Here is a 26,933-nt window from a genome sequence, read left to right on the forward strand (position 1 = left end):
CAGATTATTAGACAAACGGATGACCTTCAACAGAAACTTGCAGGGTATAAGTTTGCCCAGGATTTGGCGGATTACCAAATAACTGACCACCAGAGAAGCCAGCTCCAGATTGGCTAACCCCCACAATGTAGACTTGGTTCGCAGTCAGGTTAGTTGCTTTGATGTAAGCATCGGCTCCAGAGGCACTACCAAGGCCACCATTACTGGTTGACGCATTGTCATTCTGTACTACTAAAGCTCCTGTCTGATCAAAGAGGAAGAGTTGTGTATCGATTGACCCTGTTGCTTTCACACCAAAGTCAATGTCCAGAATCGCGGTCGGACCTCCTGCTGTAAATGAGTAGTAATCAAATGTCCCATCTCCTGTAGCAGAGACGGTTGCGTGAGGAATTGTCGTCGAATTCTCGATATTGTTATCGGAACTCTTCGAGAAGATGAACGGGCTATCTAGGTTGCGAGCTACCACAAGATTGACAGTACCCGTAGCAGTACCACCCTGAGGATCGCGAACGATGTAGCTAAAGCTATCGTTGCCGTTGAAGCCTGACCTTGGTGTGTAATTGAACCCACCATTCCCACGAGTGATAGTGCCGTTCACAGGTGAGCTAGCGAGACCAACAATCCTCAAGCTGCTTTGTAGATCATCATCATCAAAGTCATTGGCTAGGAGATTCGTATCGCTGAGCGTACGCGACGCACCTTCTCCCACTACAAAGTAGTCAGTACTCGTAATCGGCAAGTCATTCACAGGCGCGATCGCGACATTGACTGTGGCAGTCGCCGAGCCACCACGACCATCCGAGACCGTGTAGGTGAAGCTATCTGTGCCACTGAAGTTGGGATTGGGATTGTAGCTAAAGGTGCCATCGCCGTTGTCAGTAACAGCGCCGTTGCTGCCCTGTGTAGAACCAGCGATCGTGAGGAAATCACCGTCTACATCCGTGTCGTTTGCTAATACGTTAACGGTGACAGCCGCATCCTCATTAGTCGTAACAGCATCGTTCACCGCGATCGGTAGATCGTTAACTGGGCTAATAGTGATGTTGACCGTAGCCGCCGCAGTACCACCGTTGGCATCATTCACCACATAAGTGAAGCTATCGGAGCCGTTGGCATTGGCATTCGGAGTGTAAGTGAAACTGCCATTCCCTGCACTTGTGATACTCCCCTTACCAGGGTCAGTGAAGTTAATCACAATGAGCGAATCACCATCGGCATCAGTGTCATTAGTAAACACATTAAATGTCGCCGGGGTGTCCTCATTAGTGGTCACACTGTCGTTGCCCGCGAGCGGAGCGTCATTCACAGGATTAATCGTGACATTCACAGTACCGGTTGATGTGCCACCTCTGCCATCTGTAATGCTGTAGGTAAAGCTATCTGTACCGTTAGCATTGGGATTTGGTGTGTATGTAATGGTGCCGTTGTTATTGCGCACCACACCCCGACTAGCTGGACCAAAATTGAACAGCGTGATTGGGTCACCGTCAGCATCCGTGTCATTGGTAATGACATTGATCGTGCCAGAAGCATCCTCATTGACGGTCAAGACATCGTTGACAGCCACTGGTAAATCGTTGACAGAGGCGATGTTGATCGTGACCGTGGCAGAAGCAGAGCCACCATTGCCATCATCAACGACGTAGGTGAAGCTGTCGCTGCCGTTAGCATTCGGGCTCGGCTGATAGCTAAAGGCGCCGTTGTTGAACGTCAATGCTCCCTTGGTGGTCTCCGTGAAGCTAATCACCGTCAGCGTATCCCCATCAGCATCTGTGTCATTGGCCAGGATATTGATAGGAGTAGCCGCAGCATCTTCATTGAGGCTGAGGGTGTCATTGCGAGCAATAGGAGCATCGTTAACCGAGTTGACCCCGACGCTGACCGTGGCCGTGGCAGTGGCACCAGCAGCATCACGAATGGTGTAGGTGAAGCTGTCAGAGCCGTTGAAGTTGGTCAGCGGCTGATAGGAGAAGTTGCCGTTGCCGAGGTTCCTCACCGTACCGCGACCCGCTTGAGTGAAGCTGAGGACGCTAAAGGTGCTGTCAGCATCCGTGTCATTGGCAATGACGTTGATTCTGCCTAGGGTGTCTTCGTCCAGCGTCAAGCTGTCGTTCACCGCGAGCGGAGCGTCATTGAGGGAGCGAATGACAATGTTGACCGTGGCAGAAGCAGAGCCGCCTTGACCATCATCAACGATGTAGGTGAAGCTGTCGCTGCCGTTGGCATTCGGACTCGGCTGATAGGTGAAGGTGCCGTTGGCGTTGTCGGTGAGCGTTCCTCGGGTGGCATCTGTGAAGCTGACGATGGTGAGGGGGTCGCGGTCTACATCGGTGTCATTGGCAATGACATTGATGAGAATCGCTGCGTTGTCCTCGTTGATTGTCTGACTGTCATTGCGAGCAATGGGAGCATCGTTAATCGAGTTGACTCCAACACTGACCGTGGCCGTGGCAGTGGCACCAGCAGCATCACGAATGGTGTAGGTGAAGCTGTCAGAGCCGTTGAAGTTGGTCAGCGGCTGATAGGAGAAGTTGCCGTTGCCGAGGTTCCTCACCGTACCGCGACCCGCTTGAGTGAAGCTGAGGACGCTAAAGGTGCTGTCAGCATCCGTGTCATTGGCAATGACGTTGATTCTGCCTAGGGTGTCTTCGTCTAGGGTTAGCTCATCATTGACGGCCAGAGGAGCGTCATTGAGGGAACGAATGACGATGTTGACCGTGGCACTCGCAGAGCCGCCTTGCCCATCATCGATGACGTAGGTAAAGCTGTCAGAGCCGTTAGCATTGGGATTCGGCTGGTAGCTGAAGGTACCATTGTCGACGAGTAGCGTCCCCTTGGTGGTCTCTGTGAAATTAATCACAGTCAGCGCGTCCCCATCAGCATCGGTGTCATTGACCAGGATGTTGATAGGAGTAGCCGCAGCGTCTTCGTTAATCGTCAGGGTGTCATTGCGGGCAATGGGAGCATCGTTAACCGAGTCGACAGTGACATTCACTGTGCTTGTGGCAGTAGCGCCTCTGCTATCACGAATGGTGTAGGTGAAGCTGTCAGAGCCGTTGAAGTTAGTCAGTGGTTGGTAGGAGAAGTTACCATTGCCGAGGTTTCTCACCGTGCCACGGCCCGCTTGAGTAAAGGTGAGAACACCAAATGTATCGTTATCAACGTCGCTATCATTAGCTAGGACGTTGATGGTGCCTAGGGTATCTTCGTTGGTAACTAGGTCATCACTAATGGCTGTTGGAGCGTCATTGCCAGGCCGAATGGTGAGATTGACAGTTGCTGTGGCTGTGCCTCCGCGACCATCATCAATGACATAGGTGAAGCTATCAGAGCCATTGAAGTTTTCATTGGCTTGATAAGTGAAGGTGCCATCAGCATTGGGTGTCAGGGTACCATTGGCAACTTCAGTAAACTCAGCTACATTGAGCGGATCACGTTCAAGGTCAGTGTCGTTAGCTATCACATTAAAGGTGAACGCTGTGTCTTCATTACCTGTGAACCTGTCATTTCTAGCAACTGGTGCGTCGTTGACGTCCTCTACGGTAATGTTAACGGTGGCTAGAGCGGTGCCGCCTCTGCCGTCATTGACTCGGTAGGTAAAGCTATCGCTGCCGAAGAAGTTGAGCCTTGGTGTGTAAGTAAAGACGCCGTTGTTGTTGTTGACAACGGTACCATTTCTAGGATTAGTCCCTACAGAGAATGCTAGTGAGTCACCATCGACATCGCTGGCATTATCTAGCAGGTTAATGGCGATCGCGGTTTCTTCACCAGTGCTGACATCTTCATTTGTTGCGACAGGCCGATCATTAACAGGTGTGACTGTTAGCAGAACCGTTGCTTCAGCTGTACCCCCTTGCCCATCATCAACTACATAAGTGAAGCTGTCAGTGCCGCTAAAGTTAGTAGTTGGTGTGTACGAGAACGTACCGTCACCGTTATTAACAACAGTGCCGTTAGTTGGGTCAGTGTTGCTTGATACGGAGAGGGGGTCACGATCAACGTCACTGTCGTTGGCTAATACATTTGGAATCGTGACAGATCCAAGGACTGGGTCTTCACTGGTGGTGAAGCTATCATTCCGGCCTACTGGAGCATCGTTGACATTATCAACAGTAATTGAAACCCTAGAAGTAGCCGTTCCTCCCCTACCATCGCTGACCGTGTAGGTGAAGCTATCACTGCCAAAGAAGTTAACATTTGGTGTGTAGTTAAAAGTTCCATCACCGTTGTTAGTAACCGCTCCATTTCTAGGATTGGTTGCAGTAGCAAACGTGAGAACATCTCCATCAACATCACTGGCGTTATCAGTGAGGTCAATTGTGATTGCTTCTTCCTCATTCGTGGTAACTGCATCAGGCGTTGCTGTAGGCCGATCATTAATTGGGTTGACCGTCATGATGACCGTAGCTGAACTGATGGCACCGGTTGGATCAGCAACGGTATAGGTAAAGCTATCTGTCCCACTAAAGTCAGTGGGAGCCTGGTAAGTGAAGCTGCCATTGTTATTGACAACGACAGTTCCGCCTTGGGCGCTGTTAGTGTCAGAAACACTAACAATCAGGCGATCGCCATCAATATCAGTGTCGTTTCTGAGGACGCCATTCGTAGCAGTGATCGAGAGCCGAGTGTCTTCATTAACGGTGTAGGCGTCATTCCGCGCTGTAGGAGCATCGTTAACGGGCGCGATCGTAAGATTAACAACGCCATTTGCGGTACCACCTCGACCATCACTAATCGTGTAGGTAAAGCTATCTGTCCCACTGATGTTGGCATTTGGTGTGTAGAGATAGGTGCCATCTCCTTGATCTACCAGTGAGCCCCGACCTGGTTGAGCAAAGCTGGTAATAAACGGGATGTCTCCGTCTGGATCAGAATCATTACCGAGCAACGTCGGATCAATCGTGATCAGAGTTTGAGTGTCTTCATTGACAGCGATCGCATCGTTGCCTGCAATGGGAGCATCATTAGTCGAATTGACAACAATGTTAACCGTTGCGCTAGCTGTGCCGCCGTTAGCGTTATCTCTAATTGTGTAGGTAAAGCTATCACTACCGTTAAAGTTGGCATTAGGCGTGTATGTGAACGTCCCACTGCCATTACGGCTTAGACTGCCTTGGGTAGGTTGGCTAAACGTATTGATGCTAAACGGATCGCCGTCACCATCATTGTCATTCGCCGTAAGAAGATTACTGCCGAAACTGAGTTGTGCATCCTCATTAGTTGCGATCGTATCGTTATTGGCAACCAGAGGATCTTGAATAGAGTTGACGATGATGCGAACAGTCGTTGAAGCTACGCCACCGTTGCCATCACTGATGGTGTAGCTGAAGCTATCCGAGCCATTGAAGTTAGCCCTAGGCGTATAAACAAACGTGCCATCACCTGCGCTAGTTAGTGATCCATTGGCTGGCTGCGTGTTACTAAGCAGCGTAATTAGATCACCCTCAGTATCGGTGTCGTTGGCAAGTACGTTAAAGCTAGCGCTAGCTGTATCTTCATCCGTCGTGACACTATCAGCATTAGCAACCGGAGGTCCATCGTTAACTGAATTAATAGTCAGATTAACGACTCCCAAGGCAGTACCACCGTTGCCGTCGCTGACAACGTAGGTAAAGCTATCCGTGCCGTTGACATTGGCGTTCGGTGTGTAGGTAAAGGTGCCGTTGTTGTTGGTTAGCGACCCCCTAGAGGGCAAACCTACGCTTGTAATCGAGAGGATATCACCTGGGTCTGGATCGCTGTCATTTCTCAGAAGCGCCGCACCGCTGATCAGAACTGCTGTGTCTTCGTTCGTGGTAAAGGCGTCATTACCAGGTACGGGAGGTCCATCATTAACTGGAGCAACTGTAAGGTTGACTGTGGCACTAGCAGTACCACCTTTACCGTCGGTGATGGTGTAGGTAAAGCTATCCGTACCACTGTAATTAGGGCTAGGCGTATAGGTCAGGAATCCATTGCCGTTGTCAATAACTCGACCGTTCCCTGCTTGCGAAAATCCAGTAATGATCTTTGGATCTCCATCGGCATCGGAATCATTCGCTAATAAATTAGCAGTGCTAATGGCGAATGCCGTATCTTCAGTCGCACTAACAGCATCATTGGTTGCTACAGGGACGTCGTTAATGGAATTAACGATTAGCCTAACTGTGGCGGTTGCACTGCCACCTGCACTATCCTGAATCCTGTAAGTAAAGCTATCAGTGCCGTTAAAGTTAGGTCCAGGGTTGTAAGTGAAGGTCCCATCCCCATTGCCAACGACGCTGCCTCGGCTAGGTTGAGTAAAGCCGTTTAGGAAGATTTGATCGCCATCTGGATCAGTATCATTCCTCGTTAAGTCAGTAAACCTGAATGGGAATGGTGTGTCTTCATTAGTAGTGATTGCATCATTAACTGCGATCGGTGCGTCTTGGATTGAGTTGACAGTAATATTGACTGTGGCAGTCGCTGTTCCTGTGCGCCCATCGCTAACGACATAAGTAAAGCTATCGTTGCCGCTAGTATTAGCGTTCGGTGTGTAAGTTAGGGTGCCGCCGTTGTTAGTAACAGTACCTTTGCTAGGTTGACCAAAACTAACCAGGGTCAGTGGATTACCATCTGGGTCACTGTCATTGGCCAAGGGATTGACTGTGCCCGGCGTATCTTCGTTGATCGTCAGCGCATCATTGTTTGCGACTGGGTCTAGGTTAACTAAGTTAACGGTTAAGTTAACGGTGGCAGCGGCGGTTCCTCCTTTCCCATCACTGACGAGATAGGTAAAACTATCAGTACCAAAAAATCTGGCTGTAGGGTTGTAAGTAAAAGCACCATTGTTGCTAGTGATCGTGCCGTTACTAGGCTGACGACCGACCCCTGTTACTAAGAGAGTATCCCCATCCCCATCACTGTCATTGATGAGTAAGTTAGCAAAGCTAAGAATGAGAGGTGTATCTTCATTCCCTGTGGCAGTATCGTTTCCAGCAGTAGGAACATCATTGACTGGATTGACTGTGAGGGTGACTGTACTGCTCGCTACTCCACCAAAACCATCACTGACTGTGTAGGTAAAGAAATCAGTGCCGCTGAAGTTGGGGCTAGGAGTGTAGGTAAATGTGCCATCTCGGTTGTCAACCAACGTCCCATTAGCAGGGAGCGTGAAACCTGCGATCGCAAGTGCGTCTCCATCGCGATCGCCATCGTTTGCTACCAGGACAGGCGTGATCGTGACACTATCTTCGTTTGCAGTAAAACTATCCCCATTAGCAACTGGCGGCGTATTAATAGCAGCGCGACCTTCTCGCCGACCAAATAGGATGTAATGCCGGAAGCCACTCTCAAAGAATCCACTTGTAACCGCATTGGCTACATCTGGGTTGTGGGCTAAATAGAACTGCTCATTGTAGAGAAGACTAGGATCGCGGGTGCCGACTGTATCAGTCTCGAACTGACCGAAGCGAACAAAATGTTCGTATCCACTACTGAATTGCCCGCCTTGAACCCCTGAGGTGACATCTGTGTTATTGGCTTGGTAGAAAGCCTCATTAAATATAGGACTGGGAGAGCGCGTGGAGGGAGCTTCTACTGATCCAGGATTTTGGCCCAACTCAGATTGCCCAAACTGAATGAAGTGCTGAAACCCACTCCTAAACACTCCTGCTTGAACAGCTGCTGCAATATCTGGATTGTTGGCTAGATAATAACCTTCATCATAGAGAGGGCTAGGAGCACGACTAGGGCTGCTACTTAACTCAAACTGGCCAAACTGAATGAAGTGCTCAAAACCACTGCTAAAAAATCCTTGGCGAACGGCTTCTGCGACATCTGGATTGTTGAAGAGGTAATAACTCTCCTCGAACAGGTCGCTGATACTCAGGGTCATGCAATTTACCTACTACTGAAGCGCGAAGTTAAGATGAAAAGCTGAAATACAAAAAAACTGAAAATTTTTAAAGAGGCACCAATATGAATCAGGATGGACAGAATTGGTGTCAAAATTAACACTGTGACGATCTAAAAATTATTTCGAATTGTCAGTAACTCCAAAGGCGTAGGGAAATGTGTTTCGATTTCTAACGAAGTTGGACTATTTATTGCGAGAGACACTGCTTGGCCTTCGTCGGGGAGGGTGGATGAACTGGGCTGCGGTCAGCACAGTAACGGTGTTGCTCTTCCTGTTTGGCATTAGCTTACAAGCTTCCTGGCAATTGGAAGGCCTGTTGGGTCAATTTGGTAGCCAGTTAGAGGTGTCGGTTTACCTGAATACAGGGGTAGAGGCAACAACACTGGAACCTATTGTGGAGGCACTGCCAGAAGTAATTGCTGTAAAAGCAATTTCTAAAGAGGAGGCTTGGGCCGCGTTAGTCAAAGAAATGGGAATCTCAGACATTGCAGGTGCAACGCAGCAGTTAAACGGCAATCCCCTTGTAGATGAACTCAAGGTGAAAGCCCGCACCTCTGAGGGCGTACCAACTTTAGCCGAGCAATTGAGAAAATTGCAAGGTGTTGAAGAAGTTCGATACGTGGATGAAGCCGTTAAGCGTATTGCTCAACTCAATCAGGGATTGAATTGGATTAGCTTCACGATTACAAGCGTATTAACACTGACTGCGATCGCCGTAATTACAACCACGATCCGCCTAATTGTGATGGCAAGGCGACGGGAGATCGAGATCATGCAGTTGGTAGGAGCCACTACAGCCTGGATTTATCTACCCTTTATCTTGCAAGGGATTACTTTTGGCATTGCTGGTGCAGTTGTGGCTTGGGGTTTGATTAGCGCTGTTCAGCATTTCCTTGGAAACCTGTTAGCTCAACAACCCGACCTGATCCAGTTTCTGACAGGTGGCGTACAACTCAGCCCTATTAAGCTGCTCTTATTGCCGCTAGTCCTCCTCAGCTTCGGCGGGTTAGTTGGTCTCATGGGTAGTTTATTTGCGGTGCGTCGCTTTGCTGTTCGCTAAGGGTGAAGATGAAGTCTCAGTGGGAATGCTTGCTAGAAAATCTAGGGGAGTGGCAGGGATCATTTACCCAGCTTGGGCCTGATGGAGAAATCTTAGCGAATACGCCTACCCTGGTTGCCTTTGAAGGGATTAACAATAATCAAACGATGCGGCAATTGGTGCGTCGTTTTCTGCCAAGTCAAGACGCTTCTGGAAAGCCAGAAATCCAGGACAAGATTTTAGAATACAGCTCTCTCAACCGAGGGACCCTCTTCTTTGAGAATGGTGCTTTCTCCCAAGGCTCCATGCAGTTCGGGCCGTTGGCTGAGTTTGGTGCTGAGTTAGGTCTAATTGCTGGGGACCGACGATTGCGTCTGGTGCAGTTATTTAACCGAGATGCAAATTTCCATCAGTTAACTCTGATTCGAGAAACCCGAGCTGGAACGGAGGTGGTTGAGCGGCCTCTGCTACAGTTGCCTGAGCTGTTGGGGGAATGGCAAGGAGAGGCTGTGACCATTTATCCGGATTGGCGATCGCCTGATACCTATCCCACTCGCTTAAAACTGCATCAAGAGAGTCCTAAGCAACTAGTACAGCAATTAACTTTTGGGGTAGGAGATACAGCTCGTACCATCACCTCAACAGCAAGGATTGATGGGTCTATCCTTCATTTTGACCAAAGTGCTCAGGCAGTAAGGGTTTTGTTGTTATCTAATGGGGCTTCTTCTAATTGTCCTCAGCACCTGCAAGTAGGGCAGCCGTTTGTCCTAGAGGTTGGCTGGTTAATTGAGCCTGATTTGCGTCAACGCATGGTCCGTCGCTACGATGCCCAGGGAGGTTGGAGCAGCCTCACCTTAGTGACTGAGAAAAAAATTTCGGCTACCAACTGACTTGGCTGAATCAGTCGATACTGACGCCTCTAAAGGTTGTTGGGCGTTTGCGTCCTACCACAGGCGCAACCTCAACTTCACGCTCTTGAACTCGATGGGGCTGGAAGTACTTTTGCCACATATCGGGAGCATTCAAAGTTTCTCCACCGTGAGATGTGAGGCGTTGCCGCACTTTACAGAGTACTGGCGTATTGATGCAAGCTCCTGAAATAATCACTTGTCCCTTAGTCAGGGCAGGTAACTCCTTAAGTAAGTCTCGGCCTGCTGCTTCAACGCCGTACTTCAAACTTTCCTGATCTACTGGGTTGACAATCCGCATCAGAAACTGACTCATACATTGAGACAGAACGTCAGCATCCAACTTGCCAGGACGCTGCGTGATCAGCCCTACCCCTAAGCCAAACTTGCGCCCCTCGCTCAAAATTGTGCGCAAGACAGCTTTACAACGAGAAGGCTCGTGAGCTGGAGCAAAGCGATGAGCCTCTTCGATCAAAATAAACACAGGGTAGGGCAAATAATTTTCGTCTTCAGGTGTCAACAGTTCCTTCTGCGTGTTCATGCGAGCATGATTAGCTTGACGTAAGACAGCCGCACAAATCACCTGTTGTTCTTCTTGGCTAATCTCGTTCATTTGCAACACAGTGACTTGTCCGGGGGCAAACAAATCTTTAGGAGTCAGGTGCTCGAAGGCATGAAAATAGGGCGATCGCTCTAGTCGCTCTAACTTCCACTCCAGAGCAGGGGCTGAAGAACCTGCTTTCTCATTTCCTTCTTCATCGGTTTGTTTATCTGCTTCGTAGACCGCAGCAATCAAGTCTTGTACATCCCAGCGGTACTCCCCGCGTTTATGCCGTTTGACTAAGTTGAAAGCTTTGTTCAAAATTGACTGCTGGCGATCGCTCATCTCTGGCAACAACATCAAAATGTCGTAATAGTCCAAAGAAGAAATGCGAATTCGGATACTATCGGGCCGTAAAATCTTCACTTCAGGTGAGTAGCCATCGGCAGCAAAGGCAGGATGGCCGCGCATTTGCTCCAGTGTGCTGTATTCACCGTGAGGATCGAAAATCAGTACCGCTGCTCGATTATAGGGCCGCAACAATTCCTCAACGAGCACCCCAGCAGTGTAGGACTTACCAGATCCTGTACCCGCTAGAATCGCCATGTGCGTGCTCACCAACTCTTTCACATCTAGCACGATCGGCACCGCTTCACCTTCGCGCAGCAAAATTGAGCCGATCTGGGCTGCTCCAATGTCATCAGGCTGCTTTTTGTTGAGAATTGTTTGAAGTAGTGCGTCGCTGGCTAAATGAACTTTGGCCCCTGGATCAGGGCTTTTACGAGGATTCATGAACCCCAGATTACGATCGAAGTAACCAATGACTTCGACAGTTACCTCGTAAATCTCGGGATTGGGATAGGCAAAGCCCACCAAAGCTGCGATCGCGTCTGGACTAATTTCTGTATCGGCAAAAATGCGATCTGGTAGGTGGTCAATCAATCGCAGAGCAGCAATTTTGCCCAAAATTTGAAGCGTGATTTGTGCCTTATCCCCGGCTGCTTTAAGTGTGGTCTCATAGTAGACAAACTCACCAATCTTGACCTGCTGATTATCCGTAGTGATAAACACGTACTGATTCCCATTCTCCCCTGGCCCTTTTACTGTTCCAATTACGTTGGGGATAGGCTGCATAGCCGAAGAAAGTTGTTGTGAGTTCATACGGAGTCTCTACAGCAAGAGCAGTTCTTATGTATCAACATAACGGTAAAGCTGGCAATATTTGCCTCTAATCAAAAATCGCCGCGAAATCACGGTTACTTTTACCACTGAGGCCAGGGTAATCTGAGCGAGCGGAATATTAAGAACAAGCAAAGAATAAGCCCGAAAAACAACTCCTGACTTGCTCTAAATTAATCAAGCCAACCTGCTAGAGACTAAGTGCAGATGGGAACCTTAACCTTAAGCGGGGTGGCTACGTAGGTAAAGCTAGCTGAGAATTTGTAGTTCATGATGGACTCCCAGGAAACAAGAGAATTCGCCGCGCAGCACTCAGCAAGTGTTTCCAAGCATCATGGAACTCAAAGCCAACTCCGGCATGCTCCACCTTTAGAAACGTTACTACCTGTAGAATCGCAAGTTCTTGCTAATAGAACAGGTGCTTTGCGATCGCCTGATTCAACGAACCTGGTTTTGGCGCAGGACACCCTGTCTCTATCCATGCCCCATGTTGTAAGCTACGTTCCCCTTCTGCAAAAGCTAAGTCATATTTTGGTGACTGCCGCTGAACCAGAAGTGATTTTACAGAAAATTACCCAAACTTTAGGTCAAGCATTTGAGGCAGATTGTTATCTGGCTGTTTGTCCCAATAGCCAATTCTTGCCTCACTCCATTTATTGGTGGCAGGCAGCAGAGGACATAGTTGTCTACCAGCCTCAAGCTCGGCTGGCTAAACATCCAGCGCTAAAGACTATTCTTGGCAGTAGCTCCACTGAGTTATGTAATATTTCTGATTTAGCAGCCATTCCATGTGAGACGGGTGCCAAGAATCAATGGGATGGCCCATCAGTTCGGGCTCTTTTAGGCAGTACAACTCAATTTCACGGTCAGCAAAATGGGGTGATTGGTTTAGTTCGATCGCAAGCTCACCATTGGACAGCTACAGAAATGGCGAATTTGAATGGCGTGTTACCCCAAGTCGCGATCGCTATTTCCCAATTTTATACTCAACATCAAATTCAACAGCAAAACTGTCGGCAAGCCTTGATTGAGCAGTTGACTGTAGCCGTTCGCAATGCTCTAGAACTAAATCAAATTCTAAAGTTAGCTACTGAGGGAGCTGCCCAAGCTCTACAGGTAGACCGCAGCTTGCTATTAATGCTCAAATACTCTGACCCAATGGTCAAAAGCCGATCCCTAGAGCGATCGCTCAGAGTTAAAGCTTCAGTTGTGTGTGAGTGGCTGAACCCTACTCCAAACAGTCATAATCAGTCACCTGGTTTAGCTCCAGTACTGAATGAAGGATTCTGGATTCCGGAATGTGCCCTGAGCCAGCAAGCATTTTCCGATCCCAGCAAGCTAGTAGTAGTAACCAACGGATACGAATCTTACCTCACAGCTCCTCCAGAGGCCGTGGCTTCAGTTTTTGCCCCAGAGACCTTCCCTGCTCTCGTGATGGTGCCTTTGGAAAGCCAAGGAACGATTTTGGGATTTTTGGTTTTACAGCATAGCCAACCTCGTAATTGGGAACCCGAAGAATTAAAATTGCTGGAGTTGGTCGGGGCGCAAGTGAGCACCGCCATTATTCAATCTCAGACTCTGCGACAAGTACAAGCTTTAGTAGAAGAGCGCACTGCGCAATTAAAGCGGAGTCTAGAGGTTCAAGCGAAACTTTATGAGCGAACTCGCAAACAGATTGACCAACTGCGCCAGCTCAATCAGCTTAAGGATGAATTTTTGAGCACCATGAGCCATGAGCTGCTCACTCCTTTAACCAGCATGACTTTAGCAATTCGGATGTTGCGGCAAGCAGAGCTGTCGCCGGAGCGCCAAAATAAATACCTTGATATTCTGGAGCAGCAATGTAACCAAGAAACAAACTTGATCAATGACCTGCTAGCCTTGCAAAAACTAGAGTCTAATCAAGCTTCTGTTTATCTGCAAAAAGTTGACTTCAAAAGTTTGATTGGTGAACTAGTAGAATCCTTTGAAGAAAGGTTGGCAAGTAAAGGCTTAACCCTCACTACTGACTTACCGAAGCGATCGCTAATCTTACAAACCGATTACGACAGCTTAAACCGTATCTTAGTAGAACTGCTAACCAACGCTGGCAAGTACGCAGAGCCTAACAGCATCATTCATCTAGTTGTCGCCCATCCATCTGAGTCGTCAAACAACCAAATAGTCTTAACCTTGTGCAACACAGGTCCTGGAATTGCAGAGGAAGAACTGCCCTACATTTTTGATAAGTTCCGTCGAGGCCAAGGCGTAACCCAACGGGCAGTCCAGGGGACAGGCTTGGGGCTTGCTTTGGTGAAATGTCTAGTCCAACATTTGAATGGTGCGATCGCAGTCGCCAGTCATCCTCTGCCCGCAACAGACAGTTGCGAAACTTGCTTTACATTAACTTTGCCGCACACTTTCAATAGTGCTAATCCCTAATCTTCTCAAACTTGTAGTTTTGATCGGAAAAACTTGTGATTAATGAATTCACTTCCAACTTAGATCCTGACTTATCAGCAAATGCTGAAGTTCAAGCAGCAATGCTGAACCTGACCACCGAAGTTGTTGACCTAGCACTGCTTCAAGCCGTAGAAGTTAAGACTGAGCAAGTTGAAGGAAGAAAGCGAAGAATCTCTGCCAAAATATCCATTCCTCGTCAAGTGGAACAAGTTTGGCAAGTTCTGACTGACTATGAAGCCTTGGCTGAATTCATTCCTAATCTAGGTAAAAGTGAGCGCTTAAAGCATCCTCAAGGCGGAATTCGCTTAGAACAGATCGGTACTCAACGTCTGCTACGGGTTAACTTCTCAGCTCGGGTTGTCTTAGATATTGAAGAAGTATTTCTGCAAGCAATTCACTTCAATATGGTTGAAGGAGACTTTAACGCATATTCAGGCTGTTGGCGGCTGGAACCTGAAACGAAAGAAGATGGGTCAGGTACCAGCCTTAGCTATACCGTATTAGTCTGGCCTAAACGGACAATGCCGATTGTCTTTTTAGAGCGCTGCTTACAGCACGATTTGCCGTTAAATCTCTTAGCTATTCGTCAGCGAGTTGAAGAGTTATTTAGCTAAGTACTTGCAGAGCAATAAATCAAGCTTACTTTTAGCAGCTTCTGAAATTTTATCTAGAGGTGTGAGAATGGCATACCTCAAGGCTGAGTGGGCGTCAGAAGTTGGTGGATTTTCACTAAGACGACGTACCGTTTCCTGAATCACTCGCTGAGCGTTAACTGCATTGCGTTGCAAGTTAGCAATGACCATATCTACCGTCACACTGTCGTGATCTGAGTGCCAACAATCATAATCTGTAACCAGCGCTAGGGTCGCGTAAGCAATCTCTGCTTCTCTCGCCAACTTTGCTTCTGGCAAGTTGGTCATCCCAATGACAGTAGCATCCCAGCTGCGGTACAAATGCGATTCAGCTTTGGTAGAGAATGCGGGCCCTTCCATACAGACGTAGGTGCCGCCTTGGTGTAGGGTTACATCTGGCAAATTCAAGCTATTGACACCATCTGCTAAAACTTGAGCAAGGCGCAGACAAACTGGGTCGCCAAAGGCAATATGAGCCACGATGCCATCGCCAAAAAAGGTAGAAATACGGTTTTTAGTGCGGTCAATAAACTGGTCGGGCACCACCATATCTAGCGGTTTGACTTCTGCCTTTAAGGAACCAACAGCGGAAGCTGAGATTAAATACTCTACGCCCAAGCTTTTCATGGCGTAGATGTTGGCTCGAAATGGGAGTTCCGATGGTAGAAGATGATGGTTTCGGCCATGACGCGCCAGGAATGCAACGCGAGTTCCTTCTAAGCTTCCTAAAATGAGTGCGTCTGAAGGCGGGCCAAATGGTGTTTCTATATGTAACTCTTCTACATCCTTCAAAGCTTCCATCTTGTAGAGGCCGCTTCCACCAATGATGCCGATCTTTGCCTGAGCCATTTTTATTTCCCTGTATTTCCCAAGTAGCATCGCCAAGCTATTCTACTGGCAAGAGGGACATTCACTATATAAGTACAGCCTATGTTTTTAGGTGAAATCATAAAACGATTTTATGAAACGTTCTGATTCCTGCTAAGTTTGTGGTGCATCAAGATAATTCTTATGAGCATGTCTAGTGACCCAAAATCAGGTTCCGTAGAAATGCAGTTGTTGGGGATTCAGGATAAAGAATAACTTTAATGTGCAACTGTAATAGCCCAACCAAAAGACAAAAGTTATATAGATTGACTCACGAATAGAATAATTTGTTTTGAGCTAAATCTAGTTTCTCTGCCCTGTACAAGCTTTTAGTCTTTTACCTCAATGATGGAAAACTATCGCAAGGGTCGCAGTTAAATATGCTACATATCACAGCCCTAGCTGCGAGGGGCTGGTAAGACTAAAGAAGACTTTATCTGGTGCTTATCAAGTTCACTGCTCTACCACCTGAATCTCGTCATGCAAACTACCGCCACCAATGAACTCAAGAGTGAAAGCTTACAACTGTTGCGAGAGTACCAGAAAAACCCCTCCGCGAAACTTCGGAACCAACTAGTTCAACTCAATTTAGGACTTGTTAGGAGAGAAGCACATCATTGGATTAACCAATGTACAGAAAACTATGAGGACTTACTTCAAGTTGGCTCTATCGGTTTAATTCGGGCGATCGAGCGATTTGATATGTCAAAGGGGCATGCGTTTAGTTCCTTTGCTATTCCTTACATTCGAGGTGAGATTCAACATTATCTGAGAGATCGGGGTTCTTCGGTGAGAATTCCTCGTCGTTGGCAAGCATTACAAAAACAAGCGGCTTGGGCAATTCAGAATCTGCAAACTCAACTTAACCGCCAACCAAGCGATGCAGAGGTGGCTACAGAATTAGAGATTTCAGTATCAGAGTGGCAGGAAATTAAATTAGCTCTAAAAAACCGTGCACCTCTAAGCCTTGATGCACCTGTACGGGACGAAGATGAAGGGTCTGCCTCTCTAGGAGAACTCGTTCCTGATAATCGTTACCGCAGCTTCCAACTGGCTCAGGAAGATCAAATTCGCCTACATCAAGCTTTGTTCCAATTAGAAAGTAGAACTCGTGAGATTTTAGAGTTTGTTTTCTTGTATGACTTGACTCAAAAAGAAACTGCTGAGCGTTTAGGAATCAGTGCTGTTACGGTTTCTCGGCGAGTCAAGAAAGGACTGCACTTACTTAAAGAATCAATGGCTACTGTGGAAGAGTAAGTTGGCTTCAATCTATTGATTGTTTCTTTGCTTTGGGTTGGTTTAGGAATATGAAACTGTAGGCCAATCGCTGATTTTCAGAGCTTGCCTTTGATGGGGTTGACTCGTAAATCGTGTTAGTAAGCGGTAGTTAATCCAAAAGATTAAATTGGCGATCGCCGAGTAGTTTCATTAACCAAACCATACGCATTCTCAAATAATGAAATTTGAGCTTCTACTACAAAAAGCATCTGTCGAACGAGAGCTTTAGGGTTGAAGAAACTTTCAAATAGCAAGTTATTTAGTGCTGTTGCCGAGCTTACCCATTTTCTCGCTGGATCTTACTCTCTTCTTGAAACTTTACGTTAAAAACGGACAAGTTGATTGGCTACTAGGCGGAAAGTAATCAACAGTAGGTAGTGTTCAAAGATCTTAGCAAAAGTAACATTATTTCTAGTATGATTTCAGTCGAATCCTTAGCACAAAACAGTGCAAGTAAGGCTATTCTGTAAGAAAGTTTTGGGGAATTGGCGATGCGTCAAGTTAAAGTGATTGCATTTACAGGGATGCTGGCTCTTTTAATGAGTGGGTGTGCCGGAGAGGGAGGTGACGAGCAAGCTGCTTCGCCGACCCCTTCTGTTGCCCCTACAGTAGTGACACAAGCTCCTGCCAAACCCTCCCCCAAAGCACAGCCTTTCTCAGCTAAGAAACCACCGTTAATTGCGCAAAAGCCGAGAACTGGCACTGCTGCCCCTGCTTTGATTCAGTCAACTAATCCTGATGAACGGGCTCGTCAGGTACAGCAGGGTCGTCAAGATCCGTTTGCTTTGTTGCCGCTCCCCCCAGTTCCGGTTATTTCTCCAAATGCAACTACACCGACTGCTGCTCCACGCGCCGTTCCTCAGGTCCGAACCCTCCCAGGAGCCTCTCCAGTAGCCTCAAGGCCCAATACAACTAATCCAACTAATAGATCTCCTGGTGCTACTCGTAGGTCTCCAGGAACGACTGCTGGTGCAGGAAGCCCTGGAAGAACAAACACGGCAGGAGCCCGGCCAGGCAGCAGGCCTACAGTGGCAGGAGCGACACCCATTCGGCCAGGAACTTTGCCTCGGTCGATACCTCCTGCAATTGCGGCTTTGCCACCATTACCGCAGCCAGCTCTAGCTCAGGCAGTTGAGGTTTCAGGGGTGGTTCAAGTTGGTGAACAAGCTCAGGCAATTATTAAGGCACCTAACGAAAATACTAGTCGTTACGTCAGCGTGGGGCAGCGACTCGCTAACGGTCAAGTGTTAGTGAAGCGGATTGAAATGAATGAAGGCTCTGATCCAATTGTGATTTTTGAGCAATACGGAATTGAAGTTGCTAAAAGAGTTGGAGAGAGAGTGCAACCCGCAACCGGCACGCCAACAGCAGCTATTTTCAATGCTCCTTGGCTCAGTAATGGCGGGAGCGCTGCTATCTCGTAGCCCTATCACTCAGATCGGAAAGAATCTACCCCAACACGTTGAAAATCTTCAGTGGAGAAGCTAGGCGATCGCTCTGCTTCTCTATTTGTTTTGTATAGCTAGAGTGTGCTCTTCAGCTTTGCTTGACTGGATAGCGCTGATCACGAATTGCTTTCTAGGGTCATGGTTTCTAACTAGGCAACAACAAAATTTTTAACTCTTTCTAGGTAGGAACGTTAGAGTTGAAGGAGACTGCTATTGCTAAATTGGTCAGTTAAGTTGGGGTGTTATGGCCGCCTTTGCTTCTGAAAAGAATAGCGAATCTCTGAGCTTTTGGAACCCTGAACTCCTGCATCCAAGCCAAAGTCAAGATACTGATCTCCTAAAACAACTTAGCTTCATTCCTGCTCTCAAAGAGCTTTTGATGTTGCGACAAGTTCATGCGTTGGAGCATGCAACGGTTTGGGTTTTAAGTGAGTCTTCTCATAGCGTTAATGCTGGGACAGTTTCTAGATCCCTATCCACAGACAATGAATTGTTGGGAGGGATGTCTACGGATCAGGGGTTTTATCTTTATGGTCAAGTGGATACAGTATATCTACGGTGGTCAGTGCATCAGGCTTTGCAGCGAATTACGGAGGGGGAGTGGAACTTAGCGGTTCATCCTCGTTGCGGCACTAATCTATCGGTCAATATGCTACTCACGGCAGGATTAGCCCTTGGTATCCACTTGCTTCTGCCTAAAGGCCCAATTGAACAGCTGCTAGGCCTTGGATTAGCTGCTACCACAGCAGCTCACTTGGCACCTGACTTAGGGAGCGTGGCCCAGCAGTATGTTACGACCGCGATTCCCTTCAATTTAGCGATCGCAGGGGTAACCGCAATTCGGGATGATTGGGGACGACCAGCCCACTTTGTGCGGGTTAGCTGGATTGAGTAGAAATAAAACTTAAAGAGCAGAACGAACCGAGAGGCCTTCTGGAGTAGTACTCTGAGGATCGATTAGCCATATGTGTTGAAAATTAGTTAAGGAAAAAGACACTCATGGTTCAACGTGGTTCTAAAGTCCGTATCCTCCGTAAAGAATCTTTCTGGTTTCAAGATGTAGGCACTGTTGCCTCGATTGACCAGAGTGGTATTAAGTATCCAGTTATTGTTCGCTTTGATAAGGTTAACTACGCTGGTGTCAATACCAACAACTTTGCGACCGAGGAAGTCGTAGAGATCGAAGCTCCGAAAGCTAAGGCGAAGCAAGGAGTACCTGCTGCGCCCGGTGGTGGAAACACGACTCTCGACGCTGCTAAGCGTAGAACTGGACAAGACACCAAGACTAACGCGAAGCAAACTGCTAAGCCGGAAGCTGGTGAAGCGAATGCGACTGTGGAAGGTGGAGCTAACCAGGGAACGGATTCCCGTTAGGGTAAACCGAATTCTAAGGTTAGATTGTGCCTGAACTGCCTGAAGTTGAAACAGTTCGTCGGGGTCTCCAACAGGTGACCCTGAACAGAACTATTCTGGGTGGTAATGTGTTGCTGGATCGCGCCATTGCCCACCCAGTTTCTAGTATTGATTTTTTAACTGGCTTGAGGGGAAGTGCGATCGCGGCTTGGCAGCGCCGAGGGAAGTACTTGTTGGCAAAACTTGAACGCTCTACCGAATGCTTTACCCCTACAGAAGCGCAATCCCCACAACCTGGAGGTTGGCTAGGCGTTCACTTGCGGATGACGGGGCAGTTACTTTGGTTTGATCCGAGCGAGCCGTTGCAAAAGCACACACGAGTGCGACTATTTTTTGCGGGCGATCGAGAACTCAGATTTGTAGACCAGCGGACCTTCGGCCATATGTGGTGGGTGCCACCCGGACAGCAGCCTGAAAGTGTGATGACAGGATTACAAACACTCGGCCCTGAACCCTTCTCAGACGAGTTTTCGGTAGAATACCTAGCGCAGCAGTTGCGTAATGGGCGACGTCCCATCAAAAATGCTTTGCTAGACCAAACCCTAGTGGCAGGGGTTGGCAATATTTATGCAGACGAAGCTTTATTTCTCAGCAATATTCATCCGCAAACGCTCTGTACAGACTTAACGCCAGTGCAAATTGGCCGAGTCCACAAGTTCGTAATCCAAGTCCTAGAGACAAGCATTGATGCTGGAGGGACAACCTTCAGCAACTTCCTCAACGTCCAAGGCGTGAATGGCAACTATGGCCGAGCGGCTTGGGTTTATAACCGGACGGGCACGGCTTGTCGAGTTTGTGACAATCCGATCGAGCGATTAAAGTTGGCAGGTCGCTCTGCTCACTTTTGTTCGCAATGCCAACCCCATACCAAGTCAGAATAAATTAGAGAGCATTTGTCTTACTGAGGCTAGAGTTGCTGTAGGCGATCGCACTTAAGCTCTACAATGAATGCTGAAGAGGAGTCTAGAGATGCGGTAGGGTAAGCTATGGCAGTGAAAAAAGGTGATCTGGTCCGTGCCATTCGAGAAAAATTGGAAAACAGTTTAGAAGCTCAAGCTAGCGATACTCGCTTTCCCCCCTATCTATTTGAGACGAAAGGAGAGGTTGTGGATATGCGAGGTGATTATGCCTTGGTAAAATTTGGCCAAGTTCCAACCCCCAATATTTGGTTGCGGGCTGATCAACTGGAGACTGTTAAGTAACCGCATCAAATCACCCCAGTCAGGGTATGCAGTAAGCTAGGCTGGCAGCATAGCGCTTGTCTTTGGGGGCTTTCCTATGACTGTTTGTCGTCCAACTCGCGTATCCATCATTGGGGCTGGTAACGTCGGTAGTACCTTGGCACAGCGAATTGCCGAAAAAAATCTAGCTGATGTGGTGCTGTTAGACGTTTTGGAAGGTCGTCCTCAAGGCATTGCGCTTGACTTGATGGAAGCGCGAGGTATCGAGCAGCACGATCGCGAGATTGTGGGTACCAATAATTATGCCGACACTGTTAATTCGGATGTGGTTGTAATCACGGCTGGCATTCCCCGCAAGCCAGGAATGAGCCGAGAAGACTTACTCAAAATTAACGCCAAAATTGTGTTGGATGTCACTCGTCAAGTGGTTACCTATTCACCGGGTACGGTGATGATTGTGGTGACGAACCCGTTAGATGTGATGACCTACTTAGCTTGGCAGGCCAGTGGTTTACCACCGGCTCAGGTCATGGGAATGGCAGGAATTCTGGACTCAGCACGGTTTCAAACCTTTATTGCGATGGAATCGGGTCTTTCTACTGCCGATGTCAAGGCGACAGTTCTGGGTAGTCATGGAGATTTGATGGTGCCACTGCCGCGTTACTCCACAGTCAATGGTGTGCCGATTACAGAACTCATGGACGCGCCGACGATCGATCGCCTGATCGAACGGACTCGGAATGGTGGAGCCGAAATTGTTGAACTGATGAAAACGGGTAGTGCCTACTTTGCACCTGCTTCGGCGGCCTGTTTGATGGTAGAAGCTGTGTTATTGAATCAATCGCGGCTGCTTCCGGTTGCCGCTTACTTGCAGGGAGAATACGGCTTAGAAGATATTTTTATTGGTGTCCCCTGTCGCTTGGGCTGCACTGGAGTAGAAGAGGTCCTACAACTCAGCCTCACCGATGCGGAGCGAACCGCTTTACAAGCCTCTGCTCGCTCGGTACGCGATAGTATCAATCAGGCTCAAACTCTGCTAGAAACTAGTCCTAGCCCAATTCCTTCTTAAGTTCAAAAAATAAAGTTAATCTCCCGTTTGACTCAATGGTAAGGACTAGTTCGTACCAAATTTGCCATGCCTAAATTTTTCAATATCGAACTCAAGCCTCCCCAACTGCGGCGGTTGAGCATAGCGCTGGGAGGAGGCCTTCTGATGGGTTTAACGCCTGCCCCGCTGAATGCTTGGCCGCTAGCCTGGATTGCGTTGGTCCCTTTGTGGGCTATGACTTTACAAGTTGCTAGAGGCAACTATCGGGAACGATCGCTCTTGGGTTTGGCTTGGGGCATTGGTTATCATGGCCTAGCAGTGAGTTGGATTACAGGTGTCCACCCGATGACTTGGATGGGTGTACCTTGGCTAGCAAGCTTAGCGATCGCCCTGTTTTGTTGGACATTCCTTACTTTGTGGGGAGCTGTTCTGGTTGCGGTTTGGGCTGGCTGCTGGGGATGGCTGGTTCAAAGAGCTAAACTGCCGACTGGCATTCGGTTATTGGCTGGAGTAGCGCTTTGGTGTGGTTTGGAATCCTTTTGGAGTTGGGGGCCTTTGTGGTGGACTTCGGTGTCCTATACCCAAAGCCCTCACAACTTAGCCATTTTGCACTTAGGGCAATTGTCTGGTCCCATGATGATTACGGCTGCCATTGTAGCTGTCAACGGTTTACTCGCCGAAGCTTGGATTACCTATCGGCAATCGCGCCAAGGTCAGCCGACGGAGAACCGAGTCCGAAAGCTGGCGATCGCTCCATTGGTCACAGCAAGCGTTCTGTTCGTAGGACTGCATCTCCTAGGCTGGAACTTGTCCAACCGGGTTTTAGTATCACCGCCAGACACAGCCTTAAAGATTGGCATTATTCAAGGTAATATTCCCAACGAAATTAAGCTGGACGTGCAAGGTTGGCGGCAGGCTTTGACTGGCTATACTACTGGGTACAATCAGCTTACCGATCAGGGTGTAGCAGCAGTACTCACACCCGAAGGGGCGTTGCCGTTTCTGTGGACTGGAGCCAACTTGACGCAAAGCTCTTTTTATCAAGCGGTGCGCGATCGCGGAGTTGTGGCTTGGGTCGGAGCCTTTGGGCAAAAAGGCGGCAGCATTACGAATAGTCTATTTACAGTGCTAGGCAACGGAGAGATTTTTAGTCAGTACGACAAAATCAGATTGGTGCCTTTAGGCGAATACATCCCGTTTGAGGATGTTTTAGGGCGCTTAATCGATCGCCTATCACCCTTAGATGCTCATATGATTCCTGGGCAGGTAGGCCAGATCTTTGAAACTCCTTTTGGCAGAGCGATCGCTGGCATTTGTTATGAATCTGCTTTCGCTGAGCACTTCCGGATACAAGCAGCCCAAGGCGGGCAATTCATTCTGAGTTCCTCCAACGATGCTCACTACAGCCCGTCTATGACGGCACAACATCATGCTCAGGATGTGATGCGAGCGATTGAAACGGATCGTTGGGTTGCTCGTGCCACTAACACAGGGTACTCTGGCATCATTGATCCCCACGGTAAAACCCAGTGGCTATCAGGACTAAACATCTACCAGCTTCATAGCGACACCATCTACCGTCGCCAGACTCAAACCCTTTTTGTGCGTTGGGGAGATTGGCTGACCCCACTCATAGTCATGTTGGCAATTGTCTTGACTCTGCATAGCTGGTACCGCCATTAGCGACTGGGTGGTAACTCAGAAGTCTTGAGTTAGCGAGAGTATGACTTATCACAAAGAAAATTGAAACCGCTGAGAGTTTATAGGATGACTTTAATCTAAAACCAGCAAAAACTTAGTTATTAATACTCGTATTTGTACGTAGTTACTGAGACTGAATTAGCTATAGTTTAAAGATTCAGCGAAGATTGCCAGTAGGAAAGACAAGAAGTTAGATCAGAAGCGTTAAATTACTAACTGTGTAGGATGTGACTGAAAACTACTCCGTCATACTACTGGCCTGATGCTGATCCAAATGTAGCTATTGAAGTGTCTGTCGATGTAGCTGGATCACTCCATCTAAGCTTCACTGTGCAGGTGGCTTCCATGACCCTGTCGATTTTTGACCTGTTTGATGAATCGTTTTACCTCGCTCATAACCCCGATGTTGCTACAGCAGTTGCTAGAAGAGAGTTAACCAGCGGATTTGATCACTTTAAGCGCTTTGGTGACCGTGAGGGACGTGATCCCAGCGCTTGGTTTAGCAATAGCAATTACCTGACTCAATATCCCGATGTAGCGGGTGCGATCGCCAAAGGAATCGTGGGCAGCGGTTTAGCGCACTTCCTCAGCCACGGTCAGTTTGAAGGGCGATCGCCGATTGCATTGTTTAACCCTCAACACTATTTATCGAAATATGCCGATATCGCTCAGGCGGTGAAAGCAGGCATGTTTGCCAGTGGCTTTGAGCACTTCTTCAGATATGGGCATAGCGAAGGCCGATCTCCAAGCTCCCAATTTGATAACAACTACTACTTATTGAGGTATCCTGACGTTGCTCAGGCTGTTGCGGCAGGTATGTTTCGAGACGGCTTCGAGCATTTCCTTGCGTTCGGACAGGAGGAGAAGCGAATGGGTGCCCCACCAAGCTTCCAAATTCAATTTGATTATCGGTTTGATACCAACGGTTTTTTTGCCAATCCAGAACGTCGAGCGACTCTAGAAGCTGCTGCTGACCATTGGGAGGCAGTGATTCAAGATGAGTTTGCCAATCTGCCATCTGGGGTAAAATTTCGGGTGCAAAACCCCCAAACAGGTCAGTTAGAAACAGTAGTTCTGGACACTGAAAGTGACGATCTACTAATTTTTGTCGGAGCGCAAACCCTGCCTTTTGGTAGTGCCGAGGGCGCGCTGGCCGCAGGCGGACCTGACGGCTTAGACATTGCTGGCAGTATTTTTAGCAACCGCTATACTGGCTCCAATTTTGAGCCTTGGGTTGGCAGCATCTCCTTCAGTTCAGCTCCGACTTTTTCTAATGGAGCACCTGCCCCTTGGTTTTTTGACCAAACGCCCAACACTACTAACGATATTCCTTGGAACCAAACAGACTTTCTGAGTACGGCCTTGCATGAGATTGGCCATGTGCTGGGGATTGGTACTGCTCCAGTGTTTAAAGCCACAGGTCAGGGTGCTGCTTTTAGTGGTCCTAATGCTAGAGATGTGAATGGAGGATTGCCGATCCCTCTTGATCCGGATTTAGGCCATATCCAGGATGGCTTTTTGAGCGGAGGCCAGCCTGTACTGATGGGAGCGACAAATCCAGGAGTACGCCAAACTATCACCCGCTTAGATGCAGCGATGTTGGCGGATATTGGCTATCAAGTTGCTGGATTCCAGACTCAGGGCTTCACGCCTGCGATCGCGACTCCGGGAGCAGACCTCGTCTTCGGCACCGTTTTAGCTGATACTCTTGATGGCTTAGAAGGCAATGATCGAATTCAAGGTGATGCTGGTAGTGACTTCCTGAGCGGTGGATCTGGGGATGATATTCTTTTTGGCCAAGCAGATCATGACACTTTAGTCGGTCAAACTGGCAATGATCAGTTAGTAGGTGGAGCAGGTGACGATTTTCTCCTAGGTGAGTTGGGGAATGACACTCTGTTTGGAGGAGTAGGCAGAGATATCTTTAGGTTTGGAGCGGCCAATGGAGCTGATGTGATCGGAGATTTCGTGGCTGCTGCTGACACGCTACAAATAGCCGTGGGCTTAGGGTTTACTACAGGTAGTGATGTCCTACGTGCTATTAGCAGCAGTGGTAACACCGCCACGGGTGAATTGTTCTCGATTATTGCGCTGAGTCCTGGCAATACGGTCACTGTGTTTCATGATGCGCCTCTCACAGCTCAGAATGTCGTCATTGCCTAGATAGCACTCGCTCCTGGCAAGTCTAAAAGCTCGTCTCTAAAAGCGATCGCTAACGCCCAGAAATCAAAACTTCGCGATCGCTCGTGCTTTGTCGCTGGTTTAACAGTTGTTGCTAGGCTATCGAGCTAGAGAACAAGAAATAATCTTTGTAAACGAAATTACAGGCTTATCACTTAGACTCAAGTTTAGAAAGACTGGAGAAGGCGGATTAATCAACTCCAGCAACAATTCACTACAGCAAAATGAGCAGTTGAGGGAATGCACATGTTTGCTCAATTTCAGCGGCTACAAATGCAGACTAGTAGCGCGACTATCAACTTGCTGAAAAGTGGCAATGGTTATCCCATTTTGTTACTACATGGCTACCCGCAAACTCATGTGATGTGGCATAAAGTGGCTCCCCAACTGGCTCAAGACTTTACCGTTGTGGTGAGTGATTTAAGAGGTTATGGAGATAGCTCTAAACCGGAAGCAGAGGCTAACCATGCCAGCTATGCCAAGCGAGTCATGGCCCAAGACCAGGTTGAGATGATGCAGCAGTTAGGCTATCAAGAGTTTTATGTGGTAGGGCACGATCGCGGGGCCAGAGTGGCACACCGCATGGCCTTAGACTATCCTCAGCGCATTAAGAAGTTGGCAGTATTAGATGTTGTTCCGACTTACGAACTGTACACTACGACCGATCAAGAATTTGCTACAGCCTACTATCACTGGTTTTTTCTGATTCAACCTTACCCCTTACCAGAAACTTTAATCGGTGCCAATCCTGAATATTTTCTTCGCACTTGTTTGGAAAGCTGGAGCAAGAATTTTTCGGCGTTTACACCTGAAGCTTTAGCCGAATATATTCGTTGCTTTAGTCAGCCTGAAACGATTCACGCAACCTGTGAAGACTATCGCGCTGCGGCTTCGATTGATTTAGTCCATGATCAAGCCGATTTAGACCAAAAAATTATGTGTCCTCTCCTCGCTTTGTGGGGTAACCAAGGCATTATTGGGCGCAAATACAATGTTATTAAAACCTGGCGAACCAGAGCCGAGAATGTAATAGGTGAAGCGATCGCCTCAGGCCATTTTCTACCTGAAGAAGCCCCAGAAGTAACTTATCAAGCTTTACACAAATTTCTAAAACCCTAAGAGAACCAGGCCTCTAAAGTGGCATCCTTGTGGGGGTGAAGCATTCGGTCATAATTCTGACTAATCAAGCAAGTATTATC

At 48.1% G+C, this 26,933-nt stretch carries 17 protein-coding genes; 14 read left to right on the plus strand and 3 right to left on the minus strand.

Annotated features, from left to right (window positions below):
* Positions 1–7: 7 nt before the first annotated feature.
* Positions 8–7,855 (minus strand): tandem-95 repeat protein, encoded by a 7,848-nt coding sequence (locus tag H6F90_RS28225; RefSeq protein WP_190555296.1) that lies wholly within the window; start codon positions 7,853–7,855, stop codon positions 8–10.
* A gap of 250 nt (positions 7,856–8,105) precedes the next feature.
* On the opposite strand from H6F90_RS28225, the gene H6F90_RS28230 reads away from it, so the two are divergent.
* Together H6F90_RS28230 and H6F90_RS28235 are read left to right on the plus strand one after the other, a co-directional pair.
* Positions 8,106–8,936, plus strand: a complete 831-nt coding sequence (locus tag H6F90_RS28230; RefSeq protein WP_199296235.1) for an ABC transporter permease — start codon at positions 8,106–8,108, stop codon at positions 8,934–8,936.
* A gap of 8 nt (positions 8,937–8,944) precedes the next feature.
* Positions 8,945–9,805 carry a DUF3598 family protein gene (locus H6F90_RS28235; protein ID WP_190555298.1) on the plus strand — a complete coding sequence of 287 codons (861 nt, stop codon included), beginning with the start codon at positions 8,945–8,947 and terminating at the stop codon, positions 9,803–9,805.
* A 10-nt stretch (positions 9,806–9,815) separates the two neighbouring features.
* Here the strand turns inward: H6F90_RS28235 and H6F90_RS28240 are convergent, their stop codons facing one another.
* Positions 9,816–11,525, minus strand: coding sequence for an ATP-binding protein (locus H6F90_RS28240; protein WP_190555299.1), 1,710 nt, complete (start codon positions 11,523–11,525; stop codon positions 9,816–9,818).
* Positions 11,526–11,813: 288 nt separating this feature from the next.
* On the opposite strand from H6F90_RS28240, the gene H6F90_RS28245 reads away from it, so the two are divergent.
* A complete protein-coding gene (locus H6F90_RS28245) occupies positions 11,814–13,964 on the plus strand; it encodes a GAF domain-containing sensor histidine kinase (RefSeq protein ID WP_190555300.1) in 2,151 nt (716 codons plus the stop codon).
* Between the two features lie 35 nt (positions 13,965–13,999).
* Complete coding sequence (locus H6F90_RS28250; RefSeq protein ID WP_370588116.1) at positions 14,000–14,599, plus strand: SRPBCC family protein; 600 nt, start codon at positions 14,000–14,002, stop codon at positions 14,597–14,599.
* On the opposite strand, the gene H6F90_RS28255 is transcribed toward H6F90_RS28250, so the two are convergent.
* Positions 14,588–15,466, minus strand: a complete 879-nt coding sequence (locus tag H6F90_RS28255) for an S-methyl-5'-thioadenosine phosphorylase (RefSeq protein ID WP_190555301.1) — start codon at positions 15,464–15,466, stop codon at positions 14,588–14,590. The genes H6F90_RS28250 and H6F90_RS28255 overlap by 12 nt on opposite strands.
* 498 nt (positions 15,467–15,964) lie before the next feature.
* Between H6F90_RS28255 and H6F90_RS28260 the strand changes: the two genes are divergently transcribed.
* The 10 genes from H6F90_RS28260 (at position 15,965) to H6F90_RS28305 (ending at position 26,853) form a co-directional block, all read left to right on the plus strand.
* The gene (locus H6F90_RS28260; RefSeq protein WP_190438057.1) at positions 15,965–16,741 is read left to right on the plus strand and encodes an RNA polymerase sigma factor SigF; all 777 of its coding nucleotides are present in this window, start codon (positions 15,965–15,967) and stop codon (positions 16,739–16,741) included.
* Between the two features lie 512 nt (positions 16,742–17,253).
* Positions 17,254–18,186 carry a hypothetical protein gene (locus tag H6F90_RS28265; protein ID WP_190555302.1) on the plus strand — a complete coding sequence of 311 codons (933 nt, stop codon included), beginning with the start codon at positions 17,254–17,256 and terminating at the stop codon, positions 18,184–18,186.
* 403 nt (positions 18,187–18,589) lie between these two features.
* Positions 18,590–19,105, plus strand: coding sequence for a DUF6391 domain-containing protein (locus tag H6F90_RS28270; RefSeq protein WP_242024667.1), 516 nt, complete (start codon positions 18,590–18,592; stop codon positions 19,103–19,105).
* A 104-nt stretch (positions 19,106–19,209) separates the two neighbouring features.
* A complete protein-coding gene (locus tag H6F90_RS28275) occupies positions 19,210–19,584 on the plus strand; it encodes a photosystem I reaction center subunit IV (protein WP_190438065.1) in 375 nt (124 codons plus the stop codon).
* A 26-nt stretch (positions 19,585–19,610) separates the two neighbouring features.
* Positions 19,611–20,504, plus strand: a complete 894-nt coding sequence (locus H6F90_RS28280) for a DNA-formamidopyrimidine glycosylase (protein ID WP_190555304.1) — start codon at positions 19,611–19,613, stop codon at positions 20,502–20,504.
* Positions 20,505–20,609: 105 nt separating this feature from the next.
* Positions 20,610–20,825 carry an NAD(P)H-quinone oxidoreductase subunit O gene (locus tag H6F90_RS28285; protein ID WP_190438071.1) on the plus strand — a complete coding sequence of 72 codons (216 nt, stop codon included), beginning with the start codon at positions 20,610–20,612 and terminating at the stop codon, positions 20,823–20,825.
* Positions 20,826–20,901: 76 nt separating this feature from the next.
* Entirely contained in the window at positions 20,902–21,873 is a 972-nt protein-coding gene (mdh, locus tag H6F90_RS28290; RefSeq protein ID WP_190555305.1) for a malate dehydrogenase, read from the plus strand.
* A gap of 66 nt (positions 21,874–21,939) precedes the next feature.
* Entirely contained in the window at positions 21,940–23,535 is a 1,596-nt protein-coding gene (lnt, locus tag H6F90_RS28295; RefSeq protein WP_190555306.1) for an apolipoprotein N-acyltransferase, read from the plus strand.
* Positions 23,536–23,898: 363 nt separating this feature from the next.
* Positions 23,899–25,716: a hypothetical protein gene (locus tag H6F90_RS28300; protein ID WP_190555307.1), complete on the plus strand. Its 1,818-nt coding sequence runs from the start codon at positions 23,899–23,901 to the stop codon at positions 25,714–25,716.
* Positions 25,717–25,980: 264 nt separating this feature from the next.
* Positions 25,981–26,853: an alpha/beta fold hydrolase gene (locus tag H6F90_RS28305; protein ID WP_190555308.1), complete on the plus strand. Its 873-nt coding sequence runs from the start codon at positions 25,981–25,983 to the stop codon at positions 26,851–26,853.
* Positions 26,854–26,933: the final 80 nt, after the last annotated feature.

It is taken from the genome of Trichocoleus sp. FACHB-591 (assembly GCF_014695845.1).
GTDB lineage: Bacteria > Cyanobacteriota > Cyanobacteriia > FACHB-46 > FACHB-46 > Trichocoleus.